This window comes from Bacillus sp. FSL H7-0578 (assembly GCF_038630855.1).
Classification (GTDB): Bacteria; Bacillota; Bacilli; order Bacillales; family Bacillaceae; genus Bacillus; species Bacillus safensis.
The window spans coordinates 3,144,747-3,165,567 of record NZ_CP152045.1; the positions used below are offsets into that span (position 1 = coordinate 3,144,747).

A 20,821-nucleotide genomic window follows, 5' to 3' on the forward strand; every position below is an offset into this window, starting at 1 on the left:
CTACCTTCCTACGACACCCATGCCGTTTATGACCTTATCCAATACTTCATCTTGTAATGTCATAATTCTCGCAGCCGCATTATATGCATGCTGAAATTGAATCATATTCGTCATTTCTTCATCAATGGAGACAGCGCTAGTCGACATTCTACGTTCATTGGCTGAATTGACAAGAGCAGCTGAACTGCTTTCAAGCGTCATGTTCTTTTTCCCTTGTACCCCCATCTCAGCAATCACATTTTGGTAATAATCCTGAATTGTCGTTGTATTTCCGCCGATTGGTAACTTTAAGTCTTGTATATTAGCTAATTTCGTAGCATTCGAACCGTCACCTTGTGTTTGATTGAGAGATGCAGCAATATTATCTGTTGATGCTAAAATGACATCGCTCACTTTAATACGAGCTGCCAAACCTTTATTCAACTCATTGTTATTTTCGATATCAAAAAAGTCTTGTCCACTTGCACCATTTAACGTGTACCCCTGCTTATGTACATCGTTAAATGTATCCATGAATACTTTTGCTACTTCATCCAGCTCTGCAAGCATATCTGGATACATGCCTTTTTCAGCACCGTTTGACATGTAGCCATAAGCTTCAACAAGTGCTTTTACTTTACCGTTCACTTGTAATTGATCCGCTGCAATTGTTGTTGTTCCGAATTGAAGTGAGTTAACAAGTCCCGTTGTATTATCGTAAGAGATTTGCAGTTCAGACTTTTCGTTCGTAATACCATTCAAAATGTTTCCAGCAGATTGTCCATTTGCACCGATAATGTCGATGTTGACAGTTCCTTCAGCAATTTTGAGTGCATTACCGCCAGGTGGATTGTAGCTGACCTTAATATCAACAAGTGAGGATAATTGATCGACCAAAGTATCACGTGTATCATAAAGATCATTTGGAAGATATCCATTTGGCTCAACTGCTGCAATCTGTTTGTTCACTTCATCTATTTGAGATAAAAGAGTGTTTACATCTTTGGCTGTTGAATCGAGTTCCGTTTTTAAATTCTTTTGTATCGTTGTTAAAGAAGAATTGAGCAGACGGAATTGGTCAACTAAAGCCTGTGCACTTGTTTTAACAACTGTACGTGCAGAAGCCGTATCAGCATTTTTTGATTCCGATAAGACCTGTAATGATTTCCATAGATTATCAAAAGCTCTGTTCAAGCCCTCATCCGTCAAATCATTCATAACCCCTTCCATCTGTGAAAGGGCATCTGACTTCGTTGAGTAGTAAGATAAGTTATTATTATGATCTCTGTATTGTAGATCTAAAAAGCTGTCTCGAATTCTTTCAACGGTTCCAACTTGTACACCTGTCCCCATTTGGCCATACGTTTTGCCGTCATAAACAGAAATGACTGGATAAGGATTTTCTGCTTTAAAGGTCACTCTTTGTCTTGAGTAGCCCTCCGTATTTGCATTGGAGACGTTGTTTGATGTGACATAAAGCCCTGCACGCTGGGCTGTGATGCCTCTTTTTGCCGTTTCTAGTCCCATGAATGTAGAACCCATTGGTATCCTCCTTGTTTACGCCTTTGAATCAAACAAAGCCCTTTGCTGTTTAGGCTTTGAACTCTCAAGACCATTTTGTCCGTAATTCATATTTTCTTTATTAGGGTTAACGAGATCGAATGTCAGTGAAATAAATTGAAGTGACTGCTGAATAAGCTGCTTGTTCAGTTCATTTACATCTTTTAGTTCCACCATGATGTCATTTAGTTTCTCATATAATGAAATGAGCTCTTCTTGATCTGTACCTTCAGCCTTTTCGATACATGCAGTGATGGTTGGTGATTGATCACTTTGTAAAAATTGAACGGTCGCTTCAATTCGTTTTTCTTCTAATTGAGAAATGGCCTGAATATACTTTTGCTCTAAATTCAGGACCTCTGAAAGAGCATCAATCTCATTGCTTTTCAGCATTTCTGTTTTATCCTTAGACAACTTTAAAAGCTGTTCATGCAATCCATAGAGACGATGCAGTTCTTCAATAATTATTTTAACTGACATTCACGCTGCTCCCTTTTGTTATTGTTGTTTATAAAAATTCAGCATTTTATCTGCAATGCCTTTTGTATCTACTTGATATGTTCCGGCTTCAATGCTTTTTTTAATTTGGTCAATTTTATCTTGACGTTCTCTCATAATATTCGGCACCTTTTGCATTTCGATTGCCTTTTTAGAAATTTCGACTTTATCAGTTGATTTAGCTTGATTCGATTGCAACGTTTGTTTCTCATATGTTTTCTTGTAAGGATTTACTGGTTGTGTTCCATATCGATTAATTTTCACGGGATTCCTCTCGCTTTCCGTTACAGTCTGTCTTGATTCTATCCATTTTATCGACCAAACTGCAACTTAGTTTAGGGAATCAGTCGTTTTTAGGATTAATGGCATAATAGGTGTCTTTTTTCCTAGATTCAATCTCCCTTTTACGCTCCTCTTCTTGGTTCATTTGGCTGATTTGCGAATGAATATCCTGTTCACATTGGCTGCATAGCTTGTTTTTCCTGATCGCTTTGCCACATCTTTCACAAGGATAATTAATATTTGGAAATTGACTAATTTGCAGTCTTTTCAAACGAATAAATTTCAAGATTAATTCTTCATCAACGTCTGTTGCTTCTACTATTTCAGCGATCGTTGATTGTCTATTACTTTGTTTTCTCAAGAATTTATATACGATATCAAAAGAACGTTCTTCTTCTTCAAAGCATTTGTTACAAACCGTTTGGATGGTGGTTTTTAAAAATAGCTGATTACATTGTGGACAGTTTGCCAATTGATTCATAACCAAAACCCCTTACGTTATTTTCTTTTCTTATTATCGGTTAATTATCATGATTTTTAACTACGTATCAACGTAAAAGAAGAAACACTTTTAGCACCTGCGTCTTTCAAAATTCTTGCCGCATCATAGATGGTTGCTCCCGTTGTATAGATATCATCAACTAATATAATATCCCTTTGAACAATCGCATCTGTTTGCTTTATTTGAAACAATCCTTTTTGATCTAGGCGTTCATTTTTCTTTTTTTTAGACTGCTTACTTTGATGTATTTTCACGAGTGGCTGCAATATTGGCTTATCTAGCAAAGAAGCGATTATCACGGACTGATTAAATCCTCTTTCTTTTAGTCTTTCATGACTTAAAGGGATCGGTATCAGCAATGGGTCTTTTATGCAGAAGGAATGTTTAAATGCTGCTTGTACATCTTTTTTAAACAGCTCAGCTAAAGCCGTATCACCCCGAAATTTAAAGCGGGCAAGGACATCTTTCATCAAATCATTGTAAGTATAAACTGACCTATTTTTTACAAGGACTTTAGTAGAATCAGAGCGTTCATTCCAACTATTACAGTCCTGGCATAATTGGTCATTTGACTGCGCCCTTCCGCATGTTGGACAAATAGGACGATCAATCTTTACTAAGTGATTCTTACATGCTACACAAAGACGATCATCATTTAATAGTAGGAATGATTTCCATGTAAAAGCAGGCACAAAATGTCCCTCGCAAATTTGACAAATCAATTGGTTTCTTTGTTCAGCAGCAGACGATTTTCACACCTTGGAAATGCGGAAACCTTGGAAGCTGCTTCTGTCAGAATGACCAGCATCGCAGTATTCTTCTGTTTATCCACCATCTCAGATTTACTGTAAGATATTTTATCGATATCTGTTATATATTGTGGTTTCACTTGATTCAGTGAAATCGCTAATACATCTTCCATACACTTTTCACAATGACAAATCATGTTTAATTGGTTGAGATATTGATTGAGAATTTCCTTGAGTAGTATTTCTTTTGCATTGAGTAGCATATTTGTCTCTCCTGCCATTTGTGTATTGTGAATATAATGTACCATGATTTAGTTGAACCCACACTGTTTTTCAGAAAACTCTTTTGCAGCCGTATCATTCATTTTTGCGATATGCTTCTTTGCTTGTTTCATACTTCTCGTTAAACCAAAATGAAAAAGGAAAACATCTCCTGTACAATAATCCGGATGTCTGCCTACCCGTCCAGAAATCTGAACAAGTGCACTCTCTGTAAAAATAGTAGATTCCGAACCTAGTACCCCCACTTGAACATTTGGAATGGTTACGCCTCTTTCTAGAATAGTGGTTGTAACTAGTACATCGTATACGTAATCTCTAAAGTGCTGAACCTTTTGTTTCCTATCCGGATCATCGGCAGATACTCCCTCCACGTTTAAGGATTGTTCCCGAAGAATCTTCGTTACCTTCTTCATGACAGCAATTGAAGGAACAAAAAGTAATATTCTTCTCTTATTTGCAATATGTCTCTGCATCCAATTCATCACTTTAGGGGACAGCTGGTTCTTTTTTAATTTCTTTTTCCAATGTCCGATCCAATGAAAGGTCGGTACGGGTAATGGGTGCTCGTGAAAACGCAAAGGAATTTTTATCGCTTCCAGTTTTCCGCGAGAAACCTCTCTCGTCATTTTTTTAGAGGGTGTCGCACTTAAATAAATCCTAACCCCTCCGTTCTTTCTCATCGCCTTTAGAACAGCAAATTGGAGTCGCTCATCCATTGAATAAGGGAAGGCATCGACTTCATCTACAATGAGCACATCAAAAGCATTTTTGTATCTCATCAGCTGGTGGGTTGTGGTGATCACAAGCGGTGCTATTTGAAACCTTTGAGAACTGCCTCCATAAAGTACGGTAATTATCACCCCTTGAAATGCTTTTCTAAGCCGCGGTTCGAGTTCAAGCACAACATCTGTTCTAGGTGTCGCAATACAGACACTCATTCCTTGATTTAATGCATATTCGATTCCGTGAAAAAGCACTTCCGTTTTCCCTGCTCCGCAAACCGCCCAAACAAGTAGATCAAATTTGTTTTTAATAGCTTCAATCATTCTTTCTGACGCTCTTTTTTGTCCTTTAGACAGCTCTCCCTGCCATGTTAATTCGGCTCGACCTGTTTCTACCATTTGTGGACCTGTCCATTCATAGAGAAACCCACATTCTGCTGCTTTTCCCATCATGATGCATGATCTACAGTACACACAATCCTTTTGACACACTTCACATGGAGAATGAGCGAAATACCGCTTGTGTGATACACCGCACCGGCAGCATGTAAAACCATTTGCTTTCCTCTCAATGGCTGGAGACCGATTGACTAAGCCCTTCTCCTCCAGCCAATCTAAATTGGACTGTGGGCACTTTGTTTCAACGGTGAGCAGATGGCGTGAATGCAGCTGCCCCATTAGTTCCATTGCTTTGTCCATATTCATCTTCACCAAACACCTTTCAATTGATGTTTGGCTATTATGCGCAAAGACATGACCTTTCGTCCAACAGGTAAAATCAAAAAACAAAACCTCTTTTCCATACGAAAAGAGGTTTTTTAGGAATTATCTAATCACCCAGCCAAGGGCTAAAGAGCCTTCACCTAGATGGGTGCCGATCACGGCACCAAAGTAGCTTTTATAAAATTCAACATGAGGATATTTTTCTGATAAGTGCGCAATTAATTCTTCTGCTTCTTCTTCTCTATTACCATGTATCAGTGTTGCTCTCATCGGAACACCACGTGATGCATCTTCATCAAATAATTCAAAAATACGTGAAATGGCTTTTTTACGTGTGCGAATCTTCTCAAAAGGAACAATTAGCTTGTTGTCAAAATGCAAAATAGGCTTTACCTTTAAGAGGCTTCCAATAAAAGCCTGAGCACCATTTAATCTGCCGCCTCTTTGCAAATGAGTTAAATCGTCTACCATAAAATACGCCCGCTGACTTCCTTTCAGGTAATTTAGATGTGCTAACACTTCTTCTAAAGAAGCACCTTCTTGGATTTTTTCAGCAGCTTCTAACACATAAAAACCTTGTGCCATACAGCTTGTTTCTGTATCAAACGGGTAAATATCAATCCCGTCAACTAGATCATTCGCTGAGACCGCACTATTATACGTTCCACTAATTCCACTTGAAAGGTGGATACTAATCACGGCGTCGTATGTTTCACTTAGTTTTTCATATAAGGCTATTAATTCACCGAAAGCAGGCTGAGAGGTTGTTGGAAGATCTTTGTGTTTTTTGATTTCTTCATAATATGTCTTCCAGTCCATTTCTATTTCTTCACGGTATGATTCACTGCCGAAGATGACGTTAAGGGGGATCATATGAATATTATGTTTATCACGCAGCTCTTGTGGTAGATAAGCAGTACTGTCTGTTACAACGGCTATTTTCATTCTTAAATACCTTCCTTATTCGTTAAGTTACTCTTTTTTATTTTAAAAGAATGATCATTTTTTCATTAGATTTATAATAGTAATCAAAAAAGCCTGCCTAATCAATAGGCAAGCCCTCTATATCCGAAAAAGAATCCTTACCCTGTCTATCATTTCCCTTCACCTAAAATGTGAGAGAATAAAAACAGGCGAAAAAGGAGTACTTGTCCGGAACACTATCTCATTTCTACCCAGCCATTTTTAATAGCTACAACAACAGCTTGTGTACGGTCGTTTACATTCATTTTTTGCAAAATGTTACTCACGTGGTTTTTGACTGTTTTCTCACTAATAAAGAGCGATTCACCGATTCCTCTGTTGCTCTTTCCGTCAGCTAACATTTGAAGAACTTCACATTCACGTCTAGTTAAGATATGAAGTGGTCTGCGAATTTCAGGATATACCTCGTGCTGTGGATGTGCTGAAACGCCGCTAGTCGCTAGGCGTCGGAATTCATTTACTAAGTTATGAGTGACTTTCGGGTGTAAATAAGAGCCTCCGTCAGCTACAACTTTCACTGCTTCGATGAGTGTGTCTGCATCCATTTCTTTTAACAGGTAGCCTCTCGCCCCTGTTTTCAATGCATGTGTTACATAGTTTTCATCGTCATGAATAGATAGAATAATGACTTTTGATTCGGGATAAAGCTCAACAAGCTGCTTTGTAGCCTCAACACCATTTACATTCGGCATATTAATGTCCATAATGACAACATCCGGATGATAGTGTTCTACGATACGTGCAGCTTCGTCACCGTCGTCTCCTTCTGCAACTACTTCAAAAGTAGGTTCAAAATCTAAAATCCGTTTGACACCTTCACGGAATAATTGGTGGTCATCAATAATTACAATATTTACTTTAGTCACAAGCTACGCCTCCCCATGTTTATTGTTCTACACCTGAACTTTATGGTCAATATGTCTTTTGACTCTATTTTACAATTTTATTTTGCAATGTTAATGGCACGCGAATCATGATGAATGTCCCTAGACCTATTTTTGAGTCTATGGTCATTTTACCTTCCAGTAAGTCTACGCGTTCTTTCATGCCAAGTAAACCGAAGGATTTGTTTTTGTTTGTTTTTACATCTTTCATATCAAAGCCTTTTCCATCGTCTTTAATAATTAAGGTCACAAAGTCTTTCGTTACTTCTACTTTGACAGAGATTTCTTCAGCTTCAGAATGTTTTAATGAATTTGTGACAGCTTCTTGGGCTAGTCTAAACAGTGCTACTTCAAATTGAGAAGCAATTCTTTCGCTTTCTGTATCACCTAGGCATTGGAACGTAATTTTGGTTTTTCCATCATATTCTTCAATTGTGTTTAAGTATTTTCTCAGTGTCGGAATCAGACCCAAATCATCTAAAGCCATCGGTCTTAAATCATAAATGATTCTTCTCACTTCGTACAGTGCATTTCGCACATTCTGTCTGAGACTTCTAATTTCTTTAAAACCTTCTTCTGTACCGCGGTCTCTAAAAATCCGTTCAATTAATTCGGAACGCATCATCACATTGGCCAGCATTTGAGCAGGGCCGTCATGAATTTCCCGAGACACTCTTTTGCGTTCTTCTTCTTGGGCTTCAATAATTCTGAGACCAAAATCTTGTTTTGCCTGAGCATCTTCAAGTAAAACGCCGACCTGGCGTAAATCCTGGTTGAGATAGTTGAGAACCACTGTAATCTGACTCACAAGCGTTTCAGAACGTTCAATGACGTCTTGTAAGCTTAATAATCGTCTTTCCAGATCGTCTCTTCTTTCTCTCAGTTGCTTCTCGCGCTGCTGAATCATGGTGAGTTCCACTTGCAAGTTATGTGCTTTTTCGTAGGCCTCACGTATTTCTTCTTCGCTGAATTTGTTGAAGTTTCTGCTGACCTCAGATAAGCGGTTTCTAGCATGTCTTGTATGGACTTCCAGCTTATCCCCAAAATCAATTACTTCGTTTACTTGCTGTTTGATTTGCTTCAGCTCTTCTACTAGGCTTTCATATTGTTGACGGGACTGTTCGCCTATTCTAAATACTTCGTCCTTGCTGCCATCAACTGTACTTAGCATTTTCATGATGATTGAATCCAATAATTTCGGATCCATTTTGGGTGTTGTCATGGCTTTTCCCTCCCGTAACAGTGATGTCATCTTTTTTTATTATAAATGTCATTGATCTGCATTTTATGTCGAATTATAATGAAAGAATGCGTATAATCATGAAGTTTTTATGACGACCCTTTTTCCGCTCCTATCATCATAACAAAATACGCTGTAAAATTCTAAAACCAATGCAAATTTTCACTAGTCTTACAATTTGCTTGTCAGGAGGGTATGTCTTTTGCTGAATCGCTATCTTACAGTAAAAAGTCGTGGCGAGCATGAGATCGTCATTGAAAAATCACGTTTTATTTGTCATATACAGCGTGCTGTCTCAGAAGAAGAAGCACAAGCATTTATACAATCCATTAAAAAACAACATTGGAATGCCACACATAATTGTTCAGCCTATCTCATTGGTGAACATGACCTGATTCAAAAGGCGAATGATGATGGTGAACCAAGCGGTACAGCAGGTGTGCCAATGCTTGAAGTGCTAAAAAAACGGAAGCTGAAAGATACAGTCGTTGTGGTCACTCGTTATTTCGGCGGTATCAAGCTTGGTGCCGGTGGATTGATTCGTGCCTACGGAAAATCTGTATCAGAAGCTATCAACCATGTTGGAATGGTAGAGCGCTGTTTAATGCGTACAATGCACACAACAATAGATTATACATGGCTTGGAAAGGTAGAGAATGAGCTTAGAGCCTCATCTTTTCAGCTAAAAGAAATCCATTATGCAGAAGATGTTATTTTTGAGACATATGTCGAAGAAACACAAACAGAGCAGTTCATTGAGTGGATGACTGAGCTGACAAATGGAAAGAGTGTTACAAAAGAAGGCGAACTGATTTATTTAGAAAAGGACATTGGTCCGATAAAGGAGACAGATGAATGGCACAACGAGTAAAAGTGCGTGTACGAAAGAAAAAGAGTAAGAAGAAGAGAATTATCAAACGTATTCTGGTCTTATTTTTGCTTCTTATCATCTGCATGGGCGGATTTGCAGTATATAAAATCGTCAATACTCTTCAAGCTGCTGACAAAACATATGATGAACTAAACCGTGGAGAGAAATCGAATCTTCGTGATGCTGTCATTGATATTAAGAAAAAACCTTTCTCTGTACTATTTGTCGGAATTGAGGATTATGCCACAAAGGGTGATCATGGCCGTTCAGATTCACTCATTGTTGCAACGATTAACCCCCAAGACAAAACGATGAAAATGGTTAGTATCCCTCGTGACACACGCGTACAGCTTGCAAGTGATACAACAGGAAGTAAAGAAAAGATCAATGCAGCATTTGCTAAAGGTGGTAAAGACGAAACGATCGAAACTGTCGAACAATTCTTGCATATTCCGATTGATAAGTATGCAACCGTTGATTTTGACGGATTCAAGGATGTCATTGATGAAGTCGGCGGAATTGATATCGATGTTCCATTTGACTTCAATGAAAAAAGTGATGTTAAAAAATCGAAAAAGATTTACTTCAAAAAAGGCAATATGCATTTAAACGGGGAAGAAGCACTTGCTTACGCACGGATGAGAAAACAAGATCCACGCGGTGATTTCGGACGTAACGATCGTCAGAAACAAATTTTACGTGCAATGATTGATCAAATGGCGAAGCCAAATAACATTGCGAACGTCGATAACATTGCGAAAGAAGTCAGTGATCACATTACGACCAATTTCCGTATCACAGAAGGTCTTGCGCTTCAGCAAATCTACAGCGGATTTAAAGGAGATGACACAGAAACTCTTTCTATTAAGGGATCAGACCTTTATTTAGGGCCAAATCGCACGTATTACTTTGAGCCAGATCCGACCAATTTAGCTAACGTACAAAATGAATTACGCACGCATTTAAAGCTTCCTGCTGAATCTTCAACTGAAACAGATTCACAAACCAATCCGTCCTCTGGTGAAACGGGGACAAGTGATACACCTAACTCTTCGACCAGCACACCTGGACAATAATAAAAACAGCCCAGTTCCTAGGAACGGGCTGTTTTTTATTGTCTTTTGACCATTCGTTTATAAAATTTCGTAAATGGTTTAAACTCTTCATTCACCAATCCTGTGACTTCTGCAATCACTTGCATGAACATGACCAGTAAAAAGATAATAATCAGTGATAACCATATGGTGGCACTTGTCAGCAAAATGGCACTTAAGCTAAAGACTAAGCCAATCATATAAATCACGATGACAGCCATACGATGAGACAAGCCAAAGGCCATCAGTCTATGATGAATATGAGATTTGTCAGGTGCTGAAATCGGCTGTTTGTTTAATATTCGTCTAATGATGGCAAAAGTGGTATCGAAAATAGGGACACCTAAGATGATCACTGGGACAACAACACTAAACAAAGTGACACTTTTGTACAGCCCTAATAGTGACAGTACCGAAATCATATAGCCTAAAAAAAGCGAACCGGTGTCACCCATAAAAATCTTCGCTGGATGAAAGTTGTAAAAAAGAAAGCCGATGGTACTGCCAATGACAACAAGGGATAATGAAAGAATCAAAATTTTATCAGCTGAAAATGCCATCACGGCAATGGTTGATAAACCGATGACAGAAATACCGGCAGCCAGTCCATCAAGGCCGTCAATTAAATTAATGGCATTTGTGATTCCGACAATCCATAACACGGTTAGGGGATATGCCATCCAGCCTAACTCAATTCGATCTGTTAAGAAAGGAACAGAGAAAAAGTCCATTTTTAAGCCTGTGCTTACAATCAGACAAGCAACAAGAACTTGTACGAGAAATTTAAATCTTGCACTTGAATTATATTTATCATCAAATATACCTAGAATGACGATAAGTACGGCACCAACTGAAATTGCTGTAATTTTATTATGTAGAAACAGCCCGCCTGCTAATGCTCCAGCCGCTACCCCAATAAAAATTGCCAAACCGCCCATTCGAGGCATTACTTTATCATGAACTTTTCGTTTATTCGGCTGGTCCACTGCACCAATCTTAATTGCAAACTTTTTGACGATTGGTGTCACAATTAAAACTGTAGCCAGAGAGACAAAAAACGCTAATAAGGCGCGTTCGTAATCCATAGGTCAGTCTCCTTCTAAATTGAAATCTGTATTTTGTATATTGGCCGCTCTTTCCATTATACAATTGAATAGAGGATGATCACAAGCTCCCCCTGTGAAGAAGAAACAAATAAAAACGCACAATCCCTGATGAATTATGCGTTTTCTTTAATATTCGTTAGTTCCACCATGTTTGTGAACAGCGCGCGCCAATCTTTTTTCTTCGCACGGCTTTGTCTTAGATGTCTATAGGTCATGTCGTCTTTTTTGCTGATCACTTTTTGGCAGGCTTCTACGAAGAGCGCAGGATCCTCGCCTTCTAAATATTCATACACATCATTCTCTTTTAGCCTTTCCGTTGACGGAAGATTTAAACCAACAACCGGTATTCCTGCGGCTAAAAATTCATATAGCTTGAGCGGAAACACGGCTTGATTGTAAGGAGATTGTTTGTATGGCATCATGCCTACATCAATCAGCTTCATATACGCCGGCACTTCTTCTGGTGCAACAGCACCTGTCCAAATCACATTCGGCAGTTTAAGTGCATGCTGAAAAGATGGATCACCATTTGTTCCATCCGGACCGACAAATAAAAATATCCAATCAGGCTGCATGCGGGCAGCTTCTGCTATCATGTCAAAATCCAGCTTCGGCTTGATGCCTCCAATAAAACCAAGAACAGTTCCTTCTCTACCTTGCAGCACATCCTCCTTACATGGAAGATTGCTTTTTGCAAACACATCGTACTCGACGCCATTTTCAACTGTAAAGACATCTTTCGGTTCACCCATGAGACGCTTTTTGATTTGATCGTGTAAGTATTGAGAAGAACATGTAATGCTGTGTGCGTATTTGATGATTCGATTTTCTGCTTTCACAATGACACGCTGCCTCATATAAGAAAGCAAATTATTTTTGCCGCTTATCGGCTCTCCCCACAGGTCACTGCAATCATAGACAATATGTTTCCATTCAAATAAAGAAGATAAGAGCGGAAAACCCGGAAACGTATACCATAAGCAAACAGCGATTCCCTTCTTTTCCTCCTGCCGCAAATGCTCAAGAAGAGGGGACAATTTATGAATATAGAACATGTCTTGATATCGGCCAAAGCGGAAAAATTTGCTCTTGAGCACATCAGGAATGGTCAATTGCTTCATTCGATCGGTTATGGGCTGAAAGGGAGCTGTGTGACGGGATGCAGATGGGCATACCCAGATGACCTCTTTCGTTTCTGGATCAGATGCTAGAAATTCCGCCAGTCGATGCCGTCTGTACCTCAGGCCGTCCTGTCCCCATTCTCCCGTCGCTACGATAACATGTATGATCGAGTCTGCTTTCACCTTTATCACCTTTTTTCCCTTCTGTTTATAAGCGCTTCTTCACAGCATTTGTCGCATAGTGCATAAAACACCAAGATGCTTTGACAAAATGAAGCTGCTCAATTTCTCTGTAGACGAACCACGTTTTTTTCGCTGCTTTCCACTTGTTACTAGAGATCGAGTTTCCAACGATGCGGTATTCACTGAGCGGTTCACTCATTCCATAGGCTGTAAATCCTCTTTTTAATATGGACAGCCATGTAGCTAAATCCTGTCTTGTGCGGATGTTCGGCATTTCTATATGTCCTATCTTCTGTACATCAAGCATCACCGTTAAACAGCCGATAATGGTATTTTTCAAAGCTTCATCATAAGTTAATCTTGCTGGTGCAGTGACAGTTTTTTCTAACGGTTCTCCATTTTCTGCAATGATGTCATATGCCGTGAATGTAAAGGCATAATCGTTTGTCAGCATGAAGTCTACCTGCTTTTCGAGTTTCGTCTCTTTCCACTTATCATCACTGTCTAAAAAAGCGATAAAGCGGCCTTTTGCCTGTTTGATGGCTGCGTTTCTGGCGATGGCAGCTCCCCCATTTTGCTCTAAATAAATGACGTTGATTCTGTCGTCTGCTTCACTTAAGTCCCCAAGCAGCTTCCTTGTTCCATCTGTTGAACAATCATCTGCGATGATCAGTTCCCAATTAGAATAGGTTTGGGCAAGGACGGAATGAACTGTATCCGTTAAATAACGTTCCGCATTATAGGCCGGTGTAATGATTGATACTAACGGTTGATTGTTCACCTAAGACTCATCTCCAGTTCATCATTAAGATTCTTTGAACACTTCGGGTAAGACCACAAACATGAGCGAGATGCTAAAGCCAATGACAAGTCCAAGCAGTGCCCGCTTTTTCGCTGACATGCCTTTATTGCCTTCATCAAGAACTTGGGCAGGATCAACAATCTTCGCCTGCTTCATTCCAAGCTTTGTAGACTCCAATTCATATAAAAATCGTTCTTTATCTACTTTGGAATCGTTGCTGACAGATTCGTCTTCTAGAGCAGATAATCTACTTTCAATCACCTGCTGCCTTTTTGTAAATAATGCTTTGTCTTGCTTCAGAAATGTATCCGACACCTGCTTCACGACAGCTAAAGCATGATCCTTATCAGCATCTGTGAAAGACAGCTGTAATTGTGTATCTGATTGATTGGTGAGGATGAGGCGGCTTTTCACATCCTGCCTTTCTTCTTCTTTAACATCACTGAGTGCTTCATTCAAAAATGCATCGCTTTTTAATAGAGATGTCACTTCTGCAATATTGTTATACACTCCGTCATCATATTTACCAAGTGTGAGAGTAACGGCAGCTGTGTAACTAGACTGCTGCGCTGTTCCTTTGGCAAAAAAGAATCCAAAAGCGCCTAATACGACAGGCAGCAGCACGAGCCATACGATATACTTTTTGATTCGCTTCCCTATTCTAGATATGAAACCAGACATGTTCATTCTCCCAACATTGACGTATTTGCTTTTTCATTAGTGTAGCCATACCAGCGCAGCATCACACACGGTTTACCAAGAGCTGTTTGTTTTTCAACATATTCACCGCTGCGATTACGAGCCCTAAAAAGACCCAGTGGAAATATAAATTCGAGACCGAACTAGGACTGATACTTGAAACGAGAAAGCTCAGCATGGCAGCAAACAAACCTTCAATGATCATTTTTGCTGATCTTGTGTCCGCCCATTGGTATTGTTTATACAGCGTGAACATGAGATAAGCGTAGACGGAGATATAGCCCAGCATGACCGCAAATCCAAAGTTCGTCATCACTTCCAGCAGCCAATTGTGCACTTCAACGACTTGATCTGTATCAAAGATCGAAAAGTGGGCTAAGTAGTAAGACACATTACCCGCTCCGACACCAAACCCGTATGAATCCGTAAAGAAATGCCATGCATTTTTGATCAAATTCGCTCTCGCAATGTTGGATGGGAGTGGTTCACTAAAAGAATGCGCGACCTGAGAAGCGAGAAACAAGTCATAAAAGACTGAATAAATCTTGGCTGAAAAAACAGCGATACAGATGACACCAAGTCCGCCTGCTGCGATGAGTGACCACTTTTTGAGAAAGCGCGGCATGAGCAGCCACACATAGATGGCCGCTCCTGCAAATATGCCAAGCAGGCTCGCGCGGGATTCTGTTAACAAAATGAGATACAGTGCTGCGATGGCGCCAAATAATCCAAATGCTTTGATATAACCATTTTTCATTTGCCGCATACACGCTAAATACAAGAAAAAGCTAATCGATAAAAACGTCGCAAAGTCATTTTGATTAAAAAAGACAGCTGTAGGATAGTGCTGTTTATACGCCGGCCCAAGATACAGTGAAGTATTCGGTAAATGGTTCAAAGTAAAGTGATTATAAAACCCTATCCCCATGACAAATACAGTCATGACGAGCCAAATGCTGTAAAAGGTGATCACTTGATCCATTCGCTGAATGTACATGACCACAAGAAAGACAAATCCCATCCCCATAGCAAGCAGGGACATATATTTGAGACCGTCTGTCACCGAGTGAGCCCACAGCAGTGAGATGAGCCCGTAAAGAAACCATGCAGCGAAAAAACCAAGAATGCCTTTTACACGAATCTGCTGCCACTGCGATATGTACGTTCCCTTATCTCTCATCCGCCATATAAATAAAGCAAAGGCGGCAATGAGCATGATACGGTAGAGAAAAAGACTAAAGAACCCGGCACTAATTGAAAAGAAAGCGTTGTTGAGAAAGGTCAATGCAATTAAAAGATATATGGCTGACATGAACACTTGCTCACCGTTCATGTATAGCTTCATTAACACGAGAAAAGCTGTCAGAACCAAAAGCAGGACCGGAATGGCGACGATCTTTTTTAACCCGGCGGGCTGCGCAGACGCCATTTGTACAAGTCCTAGCCCTGCTGCAAATAATATACAACCGATCATGATTTGCCATGCTGTTTGTTTCACACTCATACCCATTTTCCTCCTAAGCAACCCATCCGATTTGAGGGATTAAGCCTTGACTTCCTGTTTATAGTAGGAAATGGTACGAGCCAAACCTTCCTGTAAACTCACAACAGGCTCCCATGCTAAGACTTGTTTCGTTTCCTCATTTGCCAATGTACTATGCACGATATCTCCTGCACGCTGCGGCTTGTAAATCGGTTCAAGCTGTGATCTCGTTACCCGTTTCATCGTTTGAAACAGTTCATTTACAGTGATGGAATCACCACACGAGATATTTAAACAAACGTTTGATTGGGCTGTTAAAGCCGCAACATTCGCTGCCGCTAGATCACCCACATAGATGAAGTCTCTTGTTTGTTCCCCATCTCCAAAGATAAAAGGGGCCTCATCCTTTGCAAACTTATCAGAGAAAATAGAGACAACACCGCCTTCTCCAAGTGCGTCTTGGCGCGGACCATATACATTGCTGTATCTGAGAATACAATAGTCCACATCATAGAGTGATTTTGCCATTTCTAAATAGCGCTCTACTGTCAGTTTTGCTAAGCCATATGGTGAACCAGGCTTCAGCCGGTGAGCGGTGTCCACTGGCAGATACACCGGGTCTCCATAGACAGCTGCTGATGAGGCAAAGATCACTTTCTCCACTCCCGCTTCAGCCGCGGCTTTTATGACGTGCAGAGATCCTTTTATATTAACTTCTTCGTCATATACGAAATCCTGAACGGAAACGGCTACACTTACTTGTGCTGCAAGGTGAATGATATAATCCGGTGCGATTTGTTTGATCAAATCAATCGTCGCTGGCTTTGTAACATCTGCCTCCATGCATTGCACGGAAAGATGGGCAATATTTTCTCGAGATCCAGTTGAAAAGTTATCAAGAACGATGGGCTCATAGCCTTTTTCTAGTAAAGCCTCAACCGTATGTGATCCAATAAATCCGCTTCCCCCAGTAACCAATACTTTCTTCATCCAAGCTCCCCCTGTTATTGTGCCTTCGATACCAATTCTGCTTCCCATACACTCGGGCGGCCGATAGACTGGTAAATAAATCCTCTCTCTTTCATTTCTGCTGGATCAAACAAATTCCTTCCATCAATTACAATCGGTGAACGAAGCAGCTGCTTGATCTGGTCTTTATCCATCTTCTGTACGTCATCCCATTCTGTTAGGATGAGACAGGCATCCGTATCTTTTACTGTTTCATACAGATCATTGCTGAAGATCGCCTGCGGGCCAAGCTCACGTTCAGCTTCTACATAAGCAATCGGATCATAGGCTTTCACAAAAGCCCCCAGCTCTCTCAGCATTGGGATAATATCTAGTGCAGGCGCTGAACGCATATCATTCGTATTCGGTTTAAAGGCGAGGCCTAAGACAGAAATGGTTTTTCCTTTAATATCACCGAACACACTCATCAATTTGCTGACAAGGTGGGCTCTTTGGTTGTTGTTCGTTTCAATGACAGATTCGATCAGTTTGAACCGGTACCCGGATGTTTCGGCAATTTTGAGAAGAGCCATCGTGTCTTTCGGGAAACAAGAACCTCCAAATCCAATGCCTGCTTTTAAAAATTTATGCCCGATTCGGCTGTCTAATCCAACTCCTTCACTGACTTTTTCAACGTCAGCGCCTACCCTTTCGCAAATATTTGCAATGTCATTAATAAATGAGATTTTTGTGGCAAGCATGGCATTTGCAGCATACTTAATCATTTCAGCACTTTCTAAGTTGGTCTCTACAACCTCTGTTTGAAACGGATCATGCAGTCTTTTGATGATGGTAGAGGCATGAGTGCTAGTCGAACCAATGACCGCCCGCTCCATATTCATCGTATCTTGAATCGCTGAGCCTTCTCGGAGAAACTCTGGATTGGATACGACATCAAAAGGATATTTACTGCGCGATGCCTTTTCCACAATGGCTTGAACGAGACGGCCTGTTCCAACGGGCACTGTGCTTTTATTGACGATGATTTTATAGCCATTCATGTGTTCACCGATTGTTTGAGCGACAGCCTTCACATACGTTAAATCTGCTTCCCCCTGGGGTGTCATCGGTGTCCCTACGGCAATATAGATAATCTCTGATTCCCTAATAGCGGCAGGAATATTCGTTGTAAAAAACAGTCTTCCTTCTTCTGTATTCTTTTCAATCAATTCTTTTAAACCTGGTTCATAAATGGGAACGACACCACTTTTTAAGCTGTTGATTTTTGATTCATCGATGTCACAGCAGATGACACGATTTCCGATATCAGCAAAACAAGTACCCGATACTAACCCGACATAACCTGTTCCAATCACAGCAATTTTCTTCAACATTTTTCATCCTCTCAGTAAAAGCATATTGTCCGTTCCAAGCTGTTTATCTATCTATCATTCTTTGCACATTTCATCTTGTTTAAACGATGGATGTTGATTGATTGAGCACCTTCTCATATTGCTGAATGAGATGTTTCGCATTATGTTCTGATGAATATTCTGTATGAACCATTTCATGAAGATCGTTCTTCACTTCTTCATTCCATCTGTTTTCATAAAGGCAGGCGTGAATCGCCTCTTTCAGCTGACGCGTCGAACGCGGTTCAACGAGCAGGTGTTGATAGGTTGAAAATAAGGATGGGAGACCACCAACCCGTGTTGCAATGACAGGTACTTTTAAAGCGAGCGCTTCTAGAACGACGGTTGGCATTCCTTCACTGTAGGAAGGGAGTGCAAACAGATCAGCTGCCATTAAGTAGTCTCTCACCTGCTCATTCGGCACCTGCCCTGGGAGTATAATAGATGCCCCCGCCCGTTCCTTGAGTTCGTTTGCAAGGGGGCCTTTTCCAACAAAAACTGCTTTCACTCCATCCATGCTGCTGACAGCATCAGCTAATTCAAGCAAGCCCTTCTCTTTCACTAAACGCCCGACGAAAACAACGAGCTTATCTTGAAGCGGTAAACGTAAGTGCTTTCTGATGCCTTCTTGACCTTCTTCCGTTCTGGAAAATGATCGGAGCGGAATACCAAGCGGAAGACATTTTGCTTCTACCTTCGTCATCTCATTTGTCTTTTTAGCCAGCTCCTCACTCACTGTCAGAACAGCAGATGCCTGCCTCACCGCCGTTTCAAAGGCTGCCTTCGCCCCTTTGCTATAGTTCGGATATACGTTCACATCACTGCCGTGCAAGGTCAGAAGATAAGGGATTTTCGTTTCTTTCTGAATAACAGCCGCCGCTCCGCCAGACGGCATGGCAAAGTGCGCATGGATAAAATCTGGTGACAGCTGATGACGCTGCATTGCTCTGAGAACAGAAGCCGCTATTCGTTTACTCGGCTGCGCCCATTTCAGCTGTCCAGGGAGCGCTGGGTAAGGCGGTCTGTAAACCTTCACTTCGTTCCTCACTTCCTGTTCAGGAAGATCCCTTTTCTGCCGATAGGATGCCTTGAGCATCCGTAAAACCGGTGGATTCACTGGATTAGGACAAATGACAGTCACTTCTATTCCTTGTTTGAGCAGCTCCTGTACTTGCGTTTCATGAAATACGCCCTCACTCGGATGTTTTTCACTAGGATATACACTTGTCAGCCATAGTACCTTCATGACGAACGACCTCTTCTCAATAATTTGCCTGCAGCCTGCGGATACATTTTGATGAGCAGCAAGCCATACAATGCAGCACTGACACAAACAGTCAGTAGTAATTGAAGTGAAATATCTGCTGACGTCAGCTTCATCCCTTGATGTAAAGCTACCGCACAGACCGCCATGAGCAGCGTCATGACAGCAGGTTTTCCAAGTGATTTTAAATACACCTTCATATCAAGCTGAATGACATATGCCATAAGCCATCTGCCGACAATAAAGTTGAGCAGACTGACACCTGAGTAGATCCAAGCTACTGTGAGCAGACTGCCTGTAGTGACACCTGCATATAATGCGCAGCCATACACGATGAGCATTCCCGTATCCCAATAAAAGGCTAAGTCCGCTCTCCCTTTTGCAAGAAGGATTGAACCGTTTGGATTCATCAGCACACGCAGCAGGCCGACAATGCACAATATATTTAAAACCGGGACCGCTACTAGCCATTTCTCTCCAAACACGACTTCTATAAAGCTGTCTGATACGGCAGCAAGACCGATTAATAATGGAAAACTAACCAATGCGAGCATATTCGTCATACTTAGGAAGCCCTCTCGCAGCATGGAGTGATCCCGCTGACTTTTTGCGAAAACCGGGAAAGCCACTCTCGTCACAATCGGATTTATCTTCAGCACGGGTATTGTCACAATTTGATACGCCAAGCTGTAAATACCTAACGCTTCCGCTCCAAGAAACCGGCCGATTAAAATCATGTCGATGTTTGATCCCGCTCGGTTGACCAGTCTGGATGCGAGCTGGAATGCACCGAATGAGAAAAATTCCTTCACTTCTCCTAATGCAAATACAGGTGCTGGACGCCACTTCTTCCAATAAGCCGCTGCATACATGAGACCTTTTCCTGATTGCAGCAGCACTTGAGAAATGACATAGGCGACAATCGGATTCATGAAGAAGGCGAAAACGAGTAAAACGAGCAGCGATATGATGGTCGCAATGGCTTCAATGGTGCTTAATGTTTTAAAGGCTAAGTCTTTTTGCATCATATACTGGTACTGCTGGCCAATCGGTGCGATCAGAAACATAATCGATAATAGCTTGAGCAGACCCTCTAGCTCTGGCCGGTTATAAAAAGCGGCTATCATTGGGCTTAGCAGGATGAGCAGACAAAACAAGATAATCCCTGTGAGCAGGTTGATCCAATATAATGTAGATAATTGACGTTCTGTCGTTTGTTCCTTTTGAATGATTGCTGCCCCAATTCCTAGATCTAGTAAAATCTGCGTAAATATTGTGACAGTTGTGATCATACCAACGAGTCCAAACTCCTTGAGTGACATCACGTTCCCTAAAAAGGCGAACTGTGCAATTTGGATGATGGTGATGATCAATGCGGACAAGCTTGTCCATTTTGCCCCGCCTAGCATGCGTTTTTTCATACTTGCCATTTC

General features: G+C 40.9%; 21 protein-coding genes. 2 read left to right on the forward strand and 19 right to left on the reverse strand.

Translation table 11 applies throughout. The features are described from left to right. The 10 genes from flgK to MHB41_RS16280 form a co-directional block, all read right to left on the reverse strand. Complete coding sequence (gene flgK, locus MHB41_RS16235) at nt 1-1,521, reverse strand: flagellar hook-associated protein FlgK (protein ID WP_024423618.1); 1,521 nt, start codon at nt 1,519-1,521, stop codon at nt 1-3. A gap of 15 nt (nt 1,522-1,536) precedes the next feature. Next, a complete protein-coding gene (locus MHB41_RS16240; RefSeq protein WP_024423619.1) occupies nt 1,537-2,019 on the reverse strand; it encodes a flagellar protein FlgN in 483 nt (160 codons plus the stop codon). 18 nt (nt 2,020-2,037) lie between these two features. Next, nucleotides 2,038-2,301 (reverse strand): flagellar biosynthesis anti-sigma factor FlgM, encoded by a 264-nt coding sequence (gene flgM, locus MHB41_RS16245; RefSeq protein WP_024423620.1) that lies wholly within the window; start codon nt 2,299-2,301, stop codon nt 2,038-2,040. A 79-nt stretch (nt 2,302-2,380) separates the two neighbouring features. Next, complete coding sequence (locus MHB41_RS16250) at nt 2,381-2,800, reverse strand: TIGR03826 family flagellar region protein (protein ID WP_034281098.1); 420 nt, start codon at nt 2,798-2,800, stop codon at nt 2,381-2,383. 56 nt (nt 2,801-2,856) lie between these two features. After that, nucleotides 2,857-3,513: a ComF family protein gene (locus MHB41_RS16255; RefSeq protein WP_260983460.1), complete on the reverse strand. Its 657-nt coding sequence runs from the start codon at nt 3,511-3,513 to the stop codon at nt 2,857-2,859. Between the two features lie 26 nt (nt 3,514-3,539). Next, nucleotides 3,540-3,833 carry a competence protein ComFB gene (locus tag MHB41_RS16260; protein WP_024423623.1) on the reverse strand — a complete coding sequence of 98 codons (294 nt, stop codon included), beginning with the start codon at nt 3,831-3,833 and terminating at the stop codon, nt 3,540-3,542. Nucleotides 3,834-3,881: 48 nt separating this feature from the next. Further along, on the reverse strand, nt 3,882-5,279 hold the full coding sequence (locus MHB41_RS16265) for a DEAD/DEAH box helicase (RefSeq protein ID WP_217008717.1): 1,398 nt from the start codon (nt 5,277-5,279) through the stop codon (nt 3,882-3,884). A gap of 120 nt (nt 5,280-5,399) precedes the next feature. Further along, complete coding sequence (locus MHB41_RS16270; protein ID WP_214755360.1) at nt 5,400-6,242, reverse strand: DegV family protein; 843 nt, start codon at nt 6,240-6,242, stop codon at nt 5,400-5,402. Between the two features lie 215 nt (nt 6,243-6,457). Then, entirely contained in the window at nt 6,458-7,147 is a 690-nt protein-coding gene (degU, locus tag MHB41_RS16275) for a two-component system response regulator DegU (RefSeq protein ID WP_008348273.1), read from the reverse strand. A gap of 64 nt (nt 7,148-7,211) precedes the next feature. Continuing rightward, on the reverse strand, nt 7,212-8,387 hold the full coding sequence (locus tag MHB41_RS16280) for a sensor histidine kinase (RefSeq protein ID WP_003213166.1): 1,176 nt from the start codon (nt 8,385-8,387) through the stop codon (nt 7,212-7,214). A gap of 220 nt (nt 8,388-8,607) precedes the next feature. Here MHB41_RS16280 and MHB41_RS16285 point away from each other — a divergent pair, with 220 nt between their 5' ends. Next, nucleotides 8,608-9,276: a YigZ family protein gene (locus MHB41_RS16285; RefSeq protein WP_012011434.1), complete on the forward strand. Its 669-nt coding sequence runs from the start codon at nt 8,608-8,610 to the stop codon at nt 9,274-9,276. Continuing rightward, nucleotides 9,261-10,352 carry an LCP family protein gene (locus MHB41_RS16290; protein WP_034281103.1) on the forward strand — a complete coding sequence of 364 codons (1,092 nt, stop codon included), beginning with the start codon at nt 9,261-9,263 and terminating at the stop codon, nt 10,350-10,352. Before MHB41_RS16285 ends, MHB41_RS16290 begins: the two co-directional genes overlap by 16 nt. Nucleotides 10,353-10,387: 35 nt before the next feature. Here MHB41_RS16290 and MHB41_RS16295 read toward each other — a convergent pair whose 3' ends face one another. From MHB41_RS16295 to MHB41_RS16335, 9 genes are all read right to left on the reverse strand, one after another. Beyond that, nucleotides 10,388-11,455, reverse strand: coding sequence for an MraY family glycosyltransferase (locus tag MHB41_RS16295; protein ID WP_340899906.1), 1,068 nt, complete (start codon nt 11,453-11,455; stop codon nt 10,388-10,390). 134 nt (nt 11,456-11,589) lie between these two features. Next, nucleotides 11,590-12,786: a glycosyltransferase gene (locus tag MHB41_RS16300; RefSeq protein ID WP_340900278.1), complete on the reverse strand. Its 1,197-nt coding sequence runs from the start codon at nt 12,784-12,786 to the stop codon at nt 11,590-11,592. 19 nt (nt 12,787-12,805) lie between these two features. Then, nucleotides 12,806-13,561, reverse strand: coding sequence for a glycosyltransferase family 2 protein (locus MHB41_RS16305; RefSeq protein WP_041115571.1), 756 nt, complete (start codon nt 13,559-13,561; stop codon nt 12,806-12,808). Nucleotides 13,562-13,585: 24 nt separating this feature from the next. Beyond that, entirely contained in the window at nt 13,586-14,263 is a 678-nt protein-coding gene (locus tag MHB41_RS16310; protein ID WP_048237565.1) for a hypothetical protein, read from the reverse strand. A gap of 61 nt (nt 14,264-14,324) precedes the next feature. After that, nucleotides 14,325-15,785 (reverse strand): O-antigen ligase family protein, encoded by a 1,461-nt coding sequence (locus MHB41_RS16315; protein ID WP_065214831.1) that lies wholly within the window; start codon nt 15,783-15,785, stop codon nt 14,325-14,327. 39 nt (nt 15,786-15,824) lie between these two features. Beyond that, complete coding sequence (locus MHB41_RS16320; RefSeq protein ID WP_111926818.1) at nt 15,825-16,754, reverse strand: NAD-dependent epimerase/dehydratase family protein; 930 nt, start codon at nt 16,752-16,754, stop codon at nt 15,825-15,827. Nucleotides 16,755-16,768: 14 nt separating this feature from the next. Next, a complete protein-coding gene (locus tag MHB41_RS16325; protein WP_034281112.1) occupies nt 16,769-18,106 on the reverse strand; it encodes a UDP-glucose/GDP-mannose dehydrogenase family protein in 1,338 nt (445 codons plus the stop codon). A gap of 79 nt (nt 18,107-18,185) precedes the next feature. Further along, on the reverse strand, nt 18,186-19,370 hold the full coding sequence (locus MHB41_RS16330; RefSeq protein WP_198456600.1) for a glycosyltransferase: 1,185 nt from the start codon (nt 19,368-19,370) through the stop codon (nt 18,186-18,188). After that, a complete protein-coding gene (locus MHB41_RS16335) occupies nt 19,367-20,818 on the reverse strand; it encodes an MOP flippase family protein (protein ID WP_340899904.1) in 1,452 nt (483 codons plus the stop codon). Before MHB41_RS16335 ends, MHB41_RS16330 begins: the two co-directional genes overlap by 4 nt. Nucleotides 20,819-20,821 lie beyond the last annotated feature (3 nt).

Excerpts from the sequence above, each read along its gene's own strand:
- MHB41_RS16280 (WP_003213166.1), bottom strand. The coding sequence starts at position 8,387 with ATGACAACACCCAAAATGGATCCGAAATTATTGGATTCAATCATCATG.
- MHB41_RS16260 (WP_024423623.1), bottom strand. The coding sequence starts at position 3,833 with ATGCTACTCAATGCAAAAGAAATACTACTCAAGGAAATTCTCAATCAA.
- MHB41_RS16335 (WP_340899904.1), bottom strand. The coding sequence starts at position 20,818 with ATGGCAAGTATGAAAAAACGCATGCTAGGCGGGGCAAAATGGACAAGC.
- MHB41_RS16325 (WP_034281112.1), bottom strand. The coding sequence starts at position 18,106 with ATGTTGAAGAAAATTGCTGTGATTGGAACAGGTTATGTCGGGTTAGTA.
- MHB41_RS16295 (WP_340899906.1), bottom strand. The coding sequence starts at position 11,455 with ATGGATTACGAACGCGCCTTATTAGCGTTTTTTGTCTCTCTGGCTACA.
- MHB41_RS16330 (WP_198456600.1), bottom strand. The coding sequence starts at position 19,370 with ATGAAGGTACTATGGCTGACAAGTGTATATCCTAGTGAAAAACATCCG.
- MHB41_RS16310 (WP_048237565.1), bottom strand. The coding sequence starts at position 14,263 with ATGTCTGGTTTCATATCTAGAATAGGGAAGCGAATCAAAAAGTATATC.
- MHB41_RS16265 (WP_217008717.1), bottom strand. The coding sequence starts at position 5,279 with ATGAATATGGACAAAGCAATGGAACTAATGGGGCAGCTGCATTCACGC.
- MHB41_RS16320 (WP_111926818.1), bottom strand. The coding sequence starts at position 16,754 with ATGAAGAAAGTATTGGTTACTGGGGGAAGCGGATTTATTGGATCACAT.
- MHB41_RS16315 (WP_065214831.1), bottom strand. The coding sequence starts at position 15,785 with ATGAGTGTGAAACAAACAGCATGGCAAATCATGATCGGTTGTATATTA.
- MHB41_RS16250 (WP_034281098.1), bottom strand. The coding sequence starts at position 2,800 with ATGAATCAATTGGCAAACTGTCCACAATGTAATCAGCTATTTTTAAAA.
- MHB41_RS16240 (WP_024423619.1), bottom strand. The coding sequence starts at position 2,019 with ATGTCAGTTAAAATAATTATTGAAGAACTGCATCGTCTCTATGGATTG.
- MHB41_RS16290 (WP_034281103.1), top strand. The coding sequence starts at position 9,261 with ATGGCACAACGAGTAAAAGTGCGTGTACGAAAGAAAAAGAGTAAGAAG.
- flgK (WP_024423618.1), bottom strand. The coding sequence starts at position 1,521 with ATGGGTTCTACATTCATGGGACTAGAAACGGCAAAAAGAGGCATCACA.
- MHB41_RS16270 (WP_214755360.1), bottom strand. The coding sequence starts at position 6,242 with ATGAAAATAGCCGTTGTAACAGACAGTACTGCTTATCTACCACAAGAG.